12 protein-coding genes are annotated in these 13,205 nt (G+C 46.9%); 4 read left to right on the top strand and 8 right to left on the bottom strand.

Annotated elements, in window-relative coordinates; genetic code table 11:
• Positions 1–73 precede the first annotated feature (73 nt).
• Entirely contained in the window at positions 74–1,057 is a 984-nt protein-coding gene (gene msrP, locus QUA20_RS06200; RefSeq protein ID WP_333186543.1) for a protein-methionine-sulfoxide reductase catalytic subunit MsrP, read from the bottom strand.
• A 401-nt stretch (positions 1,058–1,458) separates the two neighbouring features.
• Here msrP and QUA20_RS06195 point away from each other — a divergent pair, with 401 nt between their 5' ends.
• Positions 1,459–3,513, top strand: coding sequence for a serine/threonine-protein kinase (locus QUA20_RS06195; RefSeq protein WP_333186540.1), 2,055 nt, complete (start codon positions 1,459–1,461; stop codon positions 3,511–3,513).
• A 140-nt stretch (positions 3,514–3,653) separates the two neighbouring features.
• Here the strand turns inward: QUA20_RS06195 and QUA20_RS06190 are convergent, their stop codons facing one another.
• On the bottom strand, positions 3,654–4,394 hold the full coding sequence (locus QUA20_RS06190) for an SDR family oxidoreductase (RefSeq protein WP_333186537.1): 741 nt from the start codon (positions 4,392–4,394) through the stop codon (positions 3,654–3,656).
• 172 nt (positions 4,395–4,566) lie between these two features.
• Between QUA20_RS06190 and QUA20_RS06185 the strand changes: the two genes are divergently transcribed.
• From QUA20_RS06185 to QUA20_RS06175, 3 genes are all read left to right on the top strand, one after another.
• Positions 4,567–5,136 carry a tetratricopeptide repeat protein gene (locus QUA20_RS06185; protein WP_333186534.1) on the top strand — a complete coding sequence of 190 codons (570 nt, stop codon included), beginning with the start codon at positions 4,567–4,569 and terminating at the stop codon, positions 5,134–5,136.
• A gap of 55 nt (positions 5,137–5,191) precedes the next feature.
• Entirely contained in the window at positions 5,192–6,100 is a 909-nt protein-coding gene (locus tag QUA20_RS06180; RefSeq protein ID WP_333186531.1) for a hypothetical protein, read from the top strand.
• 149 nt (positions 6,101–6,249) lie between these two features.
• Positions 6,250–6,543, top strand: a complete 294-nt coding sequence (locus tag QUA20_RS06175) for a DUF3288 family protein (protein ID WP_333186528.1) — start codon at positions 6,250–6,252, stop codon at positions 6,541–6,543.
• Between the two features lie 93 nt (positions 6,544–6,636).
• Here the strand turns inward: QUA20_RS06175 and secA are convergent, their stop codons facing one another.
• The 6 genes from secA to QUA20_RS06145 all read right to left on the bottom strand — a co-directional run bounded on the left by secA (position 6,637) and on the right by QUA20_RS06145 (position 13,119).
• Positions 6,637–9,453, bottom strand: a complete 2,817-nt coding sequence (gene secA / locus QUA20_RS06170; RefSeq protein ID WP_333186526.1) for a preprotein translocase subunit SecA — start codon at positions 9,451–9,453, stop codon at positions 6,637–6,639.
• A gap of 182 nt (positions 9,454–9,635) precedes the next feature.
• Positions 9,636–10,115, bottom strand: coding sequence for a HEAT repeat domain-containing protein (locus QUA20_RS06165; RefSeq protein ID WP_445304649.1), 480 nt, complete (start codon positions 10,113–10,115; stop codon positions 9,636–9,638).
• A gap of 10 nt (positions 10,116–10,125) precedes the next feature.
• Positions 10,126–11,391, bottom strand: coding sequence for a protein kinase domain-containing protein (locus tag QUA20_RS06160; protein ID WP_333186521.1), 1,266 nt, complete (start codon positions 11,389–11,391; stop codon positions 10,126–10,128).
• A gap of 198 nt (positions 11,392–11,589) precedes the next feature.
• Entirely contained in the window at positions 11,590–11,769 is a 180-nt protein-coding gene (locus QUA20_RS06155; RefSeq protein WP_333186518.1) for a hypothetical protein, read from the bottom strand.
• 37 nt (positions 11,770–11,806) lie between these two features.
• Positions 11,807–12,025 carry a hypothetical protein gene (locus QUA20_RS06150; RefSeq protein WP_333186515.1) on the bottom strand — a complete coding sequence of 73 codons (219 nt, stop codon included), beginning with the start codon at positions 12,023–12,025 and terminating at the stop codon, positions 11,807–11,809.
• 161 nt (positions 12,026–12,186) lie between these two features.
• Positions 12,187–13,119: a ribonuclease Z gene (locus QUA20_RS06145; RefSeq protein ID WP_333186513.1), complete on the bottom strand. Its 933-nt coding sequence runs from the start codon at positions 13,117–13,119 to the stop codon at positions 12,187–12,189.
• Between the last annotated feature and the right edge of the window lie 86 nt (positions 13,120–13,205).

Here is a 13,205-nt window from a genome sequence, read left to right as displayed (position 1 = left end):
GCGGAAATAAGGAGGCAGAGCCTCCGGATATGCGTTCCTAGGCAGAGCCTAGAAACGAGGGGAAATCTGTCAATTAACTGTACAAACTAGCTACATATTCGCCGTAACCGTTATAGGGCAAAGTCGGGCGAGTTTCCCACGACCAACTGTTACCGGGGCCGACTATCCGTTCGCTTGCCTGCGACCATCTGGGGTGCGGCTTGTCGGGTTCGACATTTGCTTCAAAAGCGTATTCGTTGGGGCCGATTGTATTCCAAAAAGTGGCTGGCTGTTTTTCGACAAATTCAATTTTGACGATCGACTTTGCGCCCTTAAAACCGTACTTCCAAGGAATCACTTGCCGCAGCGGCGCACCATTTTGCTTAGGTAATTGTCGGCCGTACAAGCCTGTGGCCAAAAATGCTAAATCGTTTGCCATTTCCTCAATTCGCATTCCCTCGGTATAAGGCCAAGGATAAAATTGCGAAAATACGCTGGCACCTTTGGTAATTTTGGGGTCGTAAAATGATGTGAAACGAACAAATTTGGCATTTGATGTCGGTTCGACATCAGCCATCAGCAATTTCATCGGAAATCCGACCCAAGGAACTACCATCGCCCAGGCTTCGACGCAGCGAAATCTATAAACTCGTTCCTCGATGGGAAATTTTTTGTAGAGGTCGTCAATATCATAAGTGCGGGGATTTTTTACTAAACCGCCTACTTCTACTTTCCAGTTTTCTGTTGGCAAAGCTTGAGCGGCTTGCCAAATAGATTTTGTGCCGCCGTATTCGTAAAAATTGTTGTATTTTGTAGCTAAGGCTTCGTCGGTAATCGCTCGATCGACTTTGGCAAAGGCAGGATTCCGGCTCAATCCCGAATATGCTTGGGTTGAGCTTTGCTCCAAAGCAGTTTTTGAGCTAGCATTGCTTTGGCAGCCTGTCAGCGGTAGCAGCGAAGCAGTCACGCCGGCGCCAATTAAATTGGTCATGAAGCGGCGGCGGTTGAGAAAGGCTGTTTCTGGGGTAATTTGGGGTTCGAGAATTTCCCAAGATTTGGGGACGCGAATTAACGGCATAAGTAATAGTTAAAAGTTAGTAGTTAGTTTGGCAAATTTTGCCTGAGTTTTAATCAGTCAATCAATCGATTTTAGATTTTAGATTGACTCGATAGAACCAAGGAGCAATGATATTTGGCAAGGCCTGGCGATCGCAATGAAAGTATTCGCAATGACAGTATAACGTAATTCGGTCACAGCGAATCCCGCCGCTCGATCAACCTATTAAACCTCGCTCGCAGGAAAGTCAGCAATTATTTACGCGCGATCGACCGCAGCAATTGTGGCGAAAATCTGGGAAACAATTATGATCAAGCAAAGATTCCAATTATTTAATTTGTCCACAGGAAGCGGCACGCACCGCCCCGCTTTCCTCCCCCACCAGCAAGTATGTCGGACGGGGGTCTCCAGCGGAAAGACAAATGAGTTACTGCACCAATCCCAATTGCCAGAACCCCCAAAATCTCGATCGCGCGACAGTCTGCAAAAGTTGCGAGTCGAATTTGCTGCTAAAAGGCCGCTACCGAGTCTTTCACACCCTCGGTCAAAGTCTCACTTGCCGCACCTTCTTAGCCGTCGATGAAGACCAACCTTCGCAACCCCGCTGCGTCATTCAACAGTTCTGCCAACCCGCAGCAGCCGCAGACGGTCAAAACCAGCAAAACCGGACATTTCGCGGCTCAGCCTCAGTTCTCGACGAGTTGGGGAAACATCCCCAAATACCGAAACTGCTGGCATCTTTTGAACTCGAAGGCTGCCAGTATTTAGTGCAAGAATACATCGAAGGCCGCAATTTAGCCGATCGGCTTTCAGAAAAAGGTGTTGTTAAAGAAATTCAAATTTGGTATCTGCTGAGCGAATTGTTGCCAGTCCTGCAATTTGTTCACGAAAATCAACTGATTCACGGAGATATCAAACCGTCCAATATTATTCACCGGAAAACTCCCCAAGCATCCCCAGCTTTGGCAGGGAAAGAGGATTTACATTCCGTGTCTCAGGAAAGTGCCTCTGGGCTAGTTTTAGTCGATTTCGGCGCGGCAATTCCGGCAAACAGCGGGCCGCTCAAAACAGAAACGGTGACAGGTTCTGCGGAATACGCGGCCCCGGAACAAATTAAAGGCAAAGCGATTAAGAGCAGCGACATCTACAGTTTGGGCGTCACTTGCATTCACTTGTTAACGGGAATGTCGCCCTTTGATTTGTTTGACATCAAAGCCGAGAGTTGGGCTTGGAGGCATTATTTGAAAGTACCAGTTTCGGCGCGACTCGGCCGCATCCTGGATAAAATGGTGCAGCGAGAACCATCAAAACGCTATCGATCGACCGAGGCAATTCTCAAAGACATGAAATACGGCCCGGCACCGGTAGACGTGATTCTCAACAAACCCAAGTGGACTTTAGCCATGTGGGGAGGAGCGACGGTTGCTCTGCTTTCGGTAATGCTGGGTTCTCGCTTGCCATCTCCAGTACCGCAGGCTTTCACTTCTAGTAAGCCTGTTTCTAGCATTCCCGAAATTCGGTTCAATCCGCCCCCGATGCAAAATTTTCGCGGTGAGGCATCGCAGTCAGGGCCTGCTGTGCGCACTCTGGCGGATCGAGACAAAAACCCGGTTTGGGCGGTAGCAGTCGCTCCCAACGGCCGCGTGATAGTCAGCGGCAACAACGACGGCACAGTTCACCTGCTGCACAAGCGTCGCGGCAAGCTGCTCAAGGTTTTAACAGGACATTTGGGCCCCGTGTGGTCGGTGGCCGTCAGTCCCGACGGCAGGACGATCGCCAGCGGCGGCGTTGACGGTACGATTAAATTGTGGAATTTCTATTCTGGCAGGTTAATTCAGACTTTGGACGGACACGAAGACGGCGTGTTCTCGGTGGTTTTCAGTCCCGACAGCCAAACCGTAGCCAGTGTCGGTAAGGACAAAACTTTGAAACTGTGGCAAGTCGAAGGCGGGGTCGAGTTGGAAACTCTCAAGCGGGTTTTTGACGAGGTGCAGTCGGTGGCTTTCAGTCCCGATCGAGAAACTTTGGCGATCGGCAGCAGCGACGGTAAGATCAACCTGTGGAACTGGCACACTGGGGAATTGAAAGAAACTATTTGGGGTCATTCCGAGGGGGTTTGGTCTCTGGCCATCAGCCCGGACGGTCAAACTCTCGCCAGCGGCAGTTGGGACAAGACGGTGAAGTTGTGGGATATCAGCCCCAATAATCAGTCCGGGCAGCCCAACGGTTATCTGCTGCGGACTTTGATCGGCCATTCCGACAAGGTTAAGTCCTTGGCTTTCAGTCCCGACGGAGACAAGCTGGCCAGCGCCGATTTGAGCGGGACTATCAAGCTGTGGCGGATGGGTTCCGGCGAAATGACGGGCACGCTGAAGGGTCATTCTACTTGGGTGGAATTGGCTTTTAATCCTCAGGACAAAACTCTGATCAGCGGCAGTTTTGACGACACGATTAAGGTGTGGCGGCTGTCTCCTTAATTTGTTCGATTGTCCGCTATAAAATTATCAGAATCCCCAACCAAAATCAAAGATTCTGGTTGGGGATTCTGATAATCGGCGATTGAAATCGCTGCTGGTATACAAACTTTTATCCGCTCCAAGCTGACTAAAGTATATATTTAGGCAGTCCCGCCGTTAACGCGGATATTTTGTCCGGTAATCCACCGGGCTTGTTCGCTGCACAAAAAAGCCGTCACATCGGCAATATCTTCAACCTTTCCGAGTCTTCCCAAAGCAGCCATTTGAGTAAATCTTTGTATTTGTTCGGCGGTTTTGCCGACTGTAAAGAGTTCTGTATCCGTTGGACCCGGAGAAATCACATTAACTGTAATTTGGCGATCGCCCAATTCCTTCGCCAGCGATCGAGTTAGCTGTTCCACCGCGCCTTTTGTCGCCACGTAAGCCCCGTAAGTTGGCAGTAGCATCGCCGTTGTCGAACTGGAAAAATTGACAATTCTTCCTCCGTCTGCCATCCGTTTAGCAGCTTCTTGACAAGCAAAAAACGTGCCTTTAACGTTAATTGCAAAAAGATTATCAAACTCTGCTTCGGTAACTTCCGCTACAGGTTTGTAAAGAATTACTCCCGCATTATTGACTAAAATATCGACTTGTAAATAGGTTTCCAGAGTGCGATCGAACAAATCGCGAATTTCTGCGGTTTTGCTGACATCGGCTTGCACGGCTAATGCTTTGCCGCCTGCTGCTTCAATCGCTGACACAACTTCTTTTGCTTGCTCAGATCCTCTGGCGTAGTTGACGACTACTGATGCGCCTTCTTCGGATAATCGGAGGGCGATCGCGCGTCCAATTCCCCGCGATGCACCAGTCACAATTGCCACTTTTCCTGCTAGTGATGCCATGAGATTTCCTCTGCAATTAGCGTTGATACTGGTTCAAAATAATCATACTATTTTTTTCCGCATTCCGGTACAGAAACAAATTTAAAATCTCAAATAATCAGAATATCCCTCGAAATCGCGGTTGCTAACTAACACTTGTGGTAAAGTAGTATCGGCTGTTAAAGTAAAATCTATGACCGTAAATTCCGAGTTAGCAGAGCAGTATTTGTCAGCGGGCGAGACCCTCCAGAAATCAGGAAAACTTGAGGAGGCGATCGCTCAATATCAAAAATTACTAGCGCTCAAAACGGATGAGGCTGTTGCACTCAACAAGATAGCAGAAATTTATTACGCGCAACAGAAATATGTAGAGGCGATCGCCTCCTGTTACCAAGCACTTCGCCAGCAACCGAATTTCGCCGCCGCCTACAAAACTCTAGGCAATATCCTGCAAGCCCAAGGCAAAATAGACGCCGCGATTCGTGCATACTCCAAGGCGATCGAATTCGACCCTAATTTTGTCGAAGCATATGTTAATTTGGGCAGTATGTTTTACAAACAAGGCAGGCTCGATGACGCCATAACTTACTACCAAAAATCTATTGCTCTTCAACCAGATTTAGCCGTCGCTTATTGGAATTTAGGCAAAAGTTTGGAAGATCAAGGTCGAATCAATGAAGGTTTATTTTATCAAAAAAAAGCTCTAAATTTACAGCCGGACTTAGAAGGTAGAAGCAATTTAGTAAAAAATAACACTTACTGAAGAGGAATGTTATAGTCGAAATAATTCAATCATTAACGATGCAAGCTGGATCGAAATGGAAATTAACCAGAATCCGCTCGAATTGCTAACGGCTAAAGTACGAGAAACTGTTGCCGATACCCAAAACTTAGCCAACGAAATCGCAGCAAAAGTTGAGGAAAGTGCAACTGTATTAACGGCGTGGGTACAATCAGCGCCAAGTTCAATGGTTAGTGCCGGGGCGATCGCCAGTCAAGAAGCTTTTAAAATAGCACATAACATCCGTTTTGAGAACCTGCCAACAAATCTGCAATTCAAATTTGCTAGGGCTGGGGTGCGTGACGGAATGCGAAACGTTCAAGAAGCAGCAAAAGTATTTGAATCTATACCCGCCCAAATTCGTGCTCAAGGCCCAGAAGCAATTCGCAACTTCTGTCAAGATAAAGATTGGAGTCACATCCAAGCGCACGTCAATGGAGGCGGAAGCGAAGCGGCTAACGGGATTTTTGAATATTTTTGGGTGAATCGTGCTCGCGGTGGTGCAGACATGACTGCCGCAGAATTAGCAGTAGCTAAGCAAGTTTTAGCGGATGCAGCGTTTAAAGCAGCAGTTGCGGAAATCGTTGGGGCTGCAATGAAAGGGGCGATCGCAGCAGCAGTAATTGAGTTAATATTTTCTATCTTAGAAAATTCGCTATTGTGCGTTGAAGGCAAAATTACCCAGTCAGAGTTAGTGGAAGAAGTCGCCGCTGCCACCGCCAAAGCTGGCATTGCTGGCGGTGTTATTACTGGCATTCTGTTAACGCTGTGCATGATATTTCCCCCCATTGCCGCGCTTTTAGGTGCCGCAGCGATGCCCTTGGCGGTTGCAGGTATTGGTTTTATGGGAATTCGCGCCTGGGAAATCTTTTGTCACGGCGATCGCCTATTTGGTATTACGGAACAAACACAAAAATTTTTGGGGCTGACTGAAGCGACAATTTAAACAGTTGACAGTTGACAGTTATGATACCCGAATCAAACCGTTTATGAAGCGCGGATTTAAGACTATATTCATTAGGTTATTTATGTCCGCGCTTTTGGGTGGCGGTTGCTTGTAGCAACATTTTCAGATGATTGGGAAATATAAATAGTATGGATTCAGTAGCAAAAACTCAAGATCAGCAGCATCCGCAATACAAGCGCGATCGAGCCAGTGTCGATAGTTTATTAGTAGGAGAAGCAACCGACTACAATTTATCGGAATTAGCAAGATTAATAATTCGCTACCGAGGCTTTCCCGGCGCTAGAGATATTCAATCCGACTTAAAAAAAGTCCTGCAAAAATGGAATCATAGCGAAGAAAGTCTTTACGAACAAACCCGTAAAATTCACGCCAAAGGTGAAGTTTACAGGAAACAAAAAAGCGATCAAGAAGATTGGCTTTAATCTCAAATCTGCAACTTCCAGGAAGAGCCTGGAAGCAACAGTCAACAGTCAACAGTCAACAGTCAACAGTCAACAGTCAACTGTTAACTATTTTCAAACCATCTCTGGCGAAACTTGCATTGCCGGCTGCGGCTGGAACTGGAACAGCGAATAAACCACATTGCGGCGGATATCCGTCATCATGTCCAAAAACAGCTCGTAACCTTCAGTTTTGTACTCGATTAACGGGTCTTTCTGCCCGTAACCGCGCAGCCCTACAGACTCGCGCAAAGCATCCATTTGTTGCAAGTGTTCCCGCCACAAAGTATCAATTTGCTGCAAAATAAAGAACCGTTCCGCATCTCGCATCAATTCAGCTCGGATTGCATTAACTTCCGCTTCTTTAATGTCGTAAGCATTGCGGACTTGTTCGTGCAGGAATGTTTTAATTTCCTCAACGGACAAATCTTCTAGCTGATCCGGTGTCATGTCAGCCAGCAGATAAACAAATTCCTTTACCTTGCTCACAAGTTTGTCGAGTTCCCATTCTTCGGAAGGTAAATCGGGATTGATGTATGCTCCCACGATGTCGTCCATCGTCTGTTCGGCATACTTAATTACCTGTTCTTTGGAGTCCAAACCTTCCAATACTCGGCGGCGTTCTGCATAGATTGCTCGACGCTGATTGTTCATCACTTCGTCGTATTCAAATACCTGCTTGCGGATATCGTAATAGTAGGTTTCGACTTTTTTCTGAGCGCCTTCGAGGGAACGAGTCAGCATTCCAGATTCGATCGGCATATCTTCCTCAACACCGAAAGCCTTCATCAAACCGGCCACCCGTTCGCCGCCGAAAATCCTGAGCAAATTGTCTTCCAAACTCAAGAAAAACCGCGTAGAACCAGGGTCTCCTTGGCGTCCCGCCCGGCCGCGCAACTGATTGTCGATCCGGCGCGATTCGTGGCGTTCAGTACCGATGACGTGCAAGCCTCCCAACTGCACGACTTCATCGTGTTCGGTGCTGGTAAAAGCATCGTATTCCTTGCGAGTTAAATTGTAAGCTTCCCGCAATTTTTGAATTACCGGGTCTTTTGTCGGCGCTTTTTCCGAAGCTATAGCCACGATATCATCGGCTTGCAATTCCGTGAGCGATCGCGCGCCGTACTCCTTCACCGCCAATTCCACCGCCGCCACGAGCATTTGTTCGGCATTTTTCGATAGCTGCGTCGGGAAAATCTGCGCCGAAGCTTTCCAAGACTTTACCTTTTTCTTAGTCGGATCAAAACCTTGAGGTGCGGGGCGGCCACCAATACCAGGCACTTGCACCACCGAAAAATCGTCGTCATCCTCGGGTTGCACAATTCGGGGCATAAGATACTCGCGCAACTTCAGGCGGCCCATGTACTCAGAATTACCGCCCAAAATGATGTCTGTACCGCGCCCGGCCATGTTCGTGGCGATCGTCACAGCGCCTTTGCGTCCGGCTTGAGCGATAATTTCCGATTCCCGCTCCACATTTTCCGGTTTAGCATTGAGCAAATTGTGAGGAATTTTGCGTTCCAGCAGCAGCCGCGACAGCAACTCCGACTTTTCCACGCTCGTAGTACCCACCAGCACCGGCCGACCGATTTCGTGCATTTCCGCGCAGTCTTGGGCGATCGCATTCCACTTGCCGGCCTCCGCCTTGTAAACCATATCCGAAAGGTCAGTGCGGCTCGTAATCCGGTTAGTGGGAATCAGCGTCACTTCCAGATTGTAAATCTTCTCAAACTCCGTCTCCTCAGTCTTTGCCGTCCCAGTCATCCCCGACAGCTTCGGATAAAGCAAAAAGAAATTCTGATAGGTAATCGTCGCCAGCGTTTGAGTTTCCGGCTGAATTTCCGCGTGTTCCTTGGCTTCGATCGCCTGGTGCAAACCGTCGCTCCAGCGCCGTCCCGGCATCACCCGGCCCGTAAACTCATCGACAATCACGACTTCGCGATCGGGAGTGACGATGTAGTTAATATCCTTAATAAACAATTCCTTCGCCTTAATCGCATTAAAAATGTAATGCGCCCAAGGGTCAGCCGGGTCGTACAAATCCGTAACACCCAACAACCGCTCAGCTTCACCAAACCCTTCATCGGTCAGTAGCACATTCCGAGCCTTTTCGTCAACCTCGTAATGTTCTTCATTTTCCTTTCTCAGAGCAGCAGCTACCTCAGCCGCCCGCATATACTTCTCGCTGGGGCGTTCCACCTGGCCGGAAATAATCAGAGGCGTCCGTGCTTCATCAATCAGCACCGAGTCAACCTCGTCAATCACGCAGAAATTAAAAGGACGCTGCACTACATCTTCCATGACAGTAGCCATGTTGTCGCGCAAATAGTCAAAGCCGACTTCGCTGTTAGTCGCGTAGGTAATATCGCAGTTATAATTTTTCTTTCGTTCCACCTGATCCATGCCCTGCTGAATCAGTCCCACAGTCAATCCCAGGAAGCGGTGCACCTGTCCCATCCATTCTGCATCCCGCCTTGCGAGATAATCGTTGACGGTGATGATGTGTACGCCTTTACCGTTGAGGGCGTTGAGGTATGCCGGCAGCGTCGCCACCAGAGTTTTACCTTCACCGGTTTTCATTTCGGCAATTTGGCCTTTGTGCAAGATGATGCCGCCGAGGAGTTGGACATCAAAGTGGCGCAGTCCCAAAACCCGCTGTCCCGCTTCCCGCACCACTGCAAAAGCTTCCGGCAAGATTTCGTCTAGGATCTCTTTCTCCTCGTTGAGAGATTTAGCTTTTGCCAGACGTTCTTGAAACTCCGCAGTTTTGCCTCTGAGGTCGTCGTCTGAGAGTGCGCGGAAGTCTTCTTCCAAAATATTGATATCAGCTACCCAAGGCTGAAATTTTCTAAGTTTGCGCGCGTTGGGATCGCCTAGCAGATTTTTAAACATGGCAGGAGAGGCAGATTTTTAATAATTTAGCTATTAGCTTTCAGGGTTACGGGCTGTAGTGTTAGCCACAACATATACCCTCCCCGATTGTAGCAACCATTGGCTGTCCTGAGCCGTCGAAGGCGTCTTTGGGGGCGATCGGGCAAACCGGGTTTCTTGAGTCGGAGTGGGTAATTTCTGGATCAATTCCCCTGACTTGCCACCAAATCCCACAACACATCAATACCTGAACCGACATATGCTGTATCTTGAGGGCGATCAATCCATTGCGCGACCGCAGGCAAAACCTCACTAGATTTCAAACTCAACTTGCCCAAGGCTTCTACTACCGACCAAGACCTGCTATCCTCTTCATCTTCGAGACGTAACAGCAGGGCGCTGATGACTGCTTCTGAAGTATTTCCCAACTTACCCAAGGCTTCTGTTGTCTCACGGCGCACCCAGTCCTCCTCATCTTCGAGACTTCGCAGCAAGGCACTGATGACAGATTCTGAAGCATTTCCTAACTTGCCCAAGGCTTCTGCTGCCCAGCCACGCACATCCTCGTTCCCATCTTCGAGACGTAACAGCAAGGCGCTGATGACGGATTCTGAAGCATTTCCTAACTTGCCCAAGGCTTCTGCTGCCCAGCCACGAACCAAGGGAGTTTCGGGAGACTTTATAAATCAGCTCTTAACGAACGTCAACAGATATCGAAAAATGACCACTATTATCACCAGTAAGTGGATCGTTTATTCCTAAATATAATTCTCCTTCATTTATGACAGTTATCTCTTTGTCCGCACCTATTTCAAATAGTTCACCACTTGCAGATATTTTCCCAACTAGCAATCCCGCTGGTCCTCCACGAAAGAAACATTCTGCGTGAGGGCAAAGGGTGTTGGAATTACCTGCGGGAGTGGCTTCCCCATAAGATCCATGGTTGGGCCAAACAATGATTACACCTGATGCTCTTACTCTTAAAACTTGACCAGCTTTTACATATATACCTGTTGGAGACAACCCAAAAAAATCTCCACGTAATGCTATCTCTTTGTGTAATTTACTGGATAGAATATTTGTACCTAATGCGAAGTAGCTTATTGCTCCAGTCATAACAAACAAACCTAGAATAATCGCAGGTACATATGGCTTGAGTTGAAATTTTGGTTGCAATTTTGCTAAGGCCACCTGTGCATTGGGTAACCGCTTTTCCAGATGGGGTTCAGTCATCTGCTTTAACCATTTTGTGAAAGCAGGACTGATATTAGGAGTAGATCGGAATTGAATTTGCAGGTTTTTTTGTGGTAGTTCCGTTGGGTGTTTACCAGTCACTAAATAAATTAGAGTTGCTCCTAACCCATAAATATCAACCGCAGGAGTAATGTGTCCAGTAAATTGTTCGGGCGGCATATATCCATAGCTACCGACCAATGTCATGGTTCCTTTTTCTACCATAGTCTGTGTACCGACCGCTCCAAAATCTACCAAGTGGATTTGGTCTGCAATATCTCCAAAACCATCGGCTAACAAAATATTGCTTGGTTTAATGTCTCTATGGATTAAAGGGGGACGATGTCCATGGAGATATATCAATATTTCTAAGATTTTCTGGGCAATTTGCCGCAGTTCCGCTTCACTAAACCCATGTCCAGATTGTAAGTATTGCTCCAGGGATTTTCCTCTAATATATGTTTGAACCAATGCTATTCCTTTATTCTTTTGTGAGTTGATTTCTATATAGTCTAGATAACGAGGAATCGCTGGATGAGAAAGGGTTTTCAGTGTTTTTATTTCTCGCTTGAATAGTTTTATATCTGCCCAAGTAAGATTTTGACCAAACCAAAGAATTTTAACTATAACTTGTTGTTCAGTTTGTTGGTCAATTGCCAGGAAAACTTCTCGGCCTGCTTTTTGACTGAGTCGTTCTTGAAGTTGATATCGATTTTTCAAAATCATAAAAATTAGGGATGTATTCTAGTCAGATAGTCAATTCAATAATATCCTAAACTTTGTCTAAAAAATGGGTGGGCTACTGATGTAAAGTTACCTTACTTAAATCAGGGCAAATCCTGTCAGAAGTTTGTAAAAATCCCGTAATATACAAAGAGTTAGGAGAGTCGAAGTAAAAACATAACGTTAAGTTTAATGCGAATTTCATAACTCGTCAACAACAGAAAATCTTTGCTCTTCCCAAATTGCCCCTAACTGTACCCCAACATTATAGGGCAAAACATTTACACTAGCTCCTGTATCCAGTAAACCCATAACCTCAACAAAACGATTTTGATAAGTTAGTGTTAAAGGCAGATACGGAACATCAGCTAAAACACCCATTCCATCTCGTTTAGGTTGAAAAGGATATCGCCTACTATTAAACATTTTGAGTTTGTTTCTGCTCTGTTTCTAGTAACTGCGTCAATTGCTCAGCAGCACTATTAGAAGTATGCACTGAATATATAATTTCAGCAGATTCATTACCCATTACAATTCCTTCTTCTTTCGCCAATTCTGCTATTAAAAACAGCATCATTTGAAACTTTTCAGCACGAGACAATTGCCGAAGTTGGGCTAATAATTCAAGATTTGACATAAAACGCCATAGAATTAGTTTTTACATTTTATCATGACCTTGAGATTTCAACCGCTCCAAAACAGCACAGCCAATGCGTAAATTTTGAACGGGCCGAAGAGCCCGCCCCGATCGCCCTTATTGAAAAAGCTGTCACATCTCAGGCCAGATAAACCCTAGTTTTAAACAGGTCTGGGCACTTCGTAAGTCAAAAAGTCATAGGCCATTTTCGTATTCGGAAAAATTGCCTGCGCTTCCTTGAGCAAATCATCCAGGACGATCGCATTCCCGGGAGCGTAACGCGGGCTAAAATGCGTCATAATTAGCTGTTTCGCCCCAGCAATCGAAGCCACTTGAGCCGCCATTGTCGAAGTTGAATGCAGGCGATCGAAGGCCATTTGAGCATCTTGATGAGCAAAAGTAGCTTCGTGCACCAACAAATCAGCATCCTTCGCCAATTCCACCGCCCCGTCACAAAAAACCGTGTCAGTACAATAAACAAACTTGCGCCCGATTTGATCCGGGCCGCAAAAATCCGTACCTTTAAACTGTCGCCCGTCCGATAACTTTACCGTCTTTCCTTGTTTTAATTGACCGTAAAGCGGCCCCGAAGGAATACCCACAGCCTTCGCTTTTTCTACATCAAAATGTCCCGGACGGTCTTTCTCAGTTACTCGATAACCAAAAGCAGTAACTCGGTGCTTCAAAGGGCCGCAGCTAACAATATATTCGTCATCTTCATAGATGACTCCCTCGTGAATTTTGTGTACCTTAACCGGGTAAGAAAAATGAGTTTGAGAATAGCGAACGCCAGCTTGCAAATATTCTTCAAGTCCCGGAGGCCCGTAAAGATCGATGCGCTTGACATTCCCCGCCAAACCGCAGCTAGCCAGCAAACCCATTAAGCCGAAAATGTGGTCGCCGTGCAGGTGAGTGATGAAAATGCGGCTTAGTTGGCTGACTTTTAGGTCGCTGCGGAGAAACTGGTGCTGAGTTCCTTCGCCGCAGTCAAACAGCCACAGTTCCGCTCGCTGGGGCAACCGGAGGGCGATGCTGGAAACGTTGCGCGATCGCGTGGGGACGCCGGAGCTAGTTCCGAGAAATGTAATCTGCAAGAGTCAAATCACCTCAATTAAGTCTTTAAAAATATGTTACATATATCCAGAGTGCGGCAAATCCGACATACAGGAAATAGTCGCAG

Source organism: Microcoleus sp. Pol7_A1 (genome assembly GCF_036701085.1).
GTDB lineage: Bacteria > Cyanobacteriota > Cyanobacteriia > Cyanobacteriales > Microcoleaceae > Microcoleus > Microcoleus asticus.
Note: the sequence above shows the minus strand (reverse complement) of the source record. Positions and strands in the feature narration are given on the sequence as shown.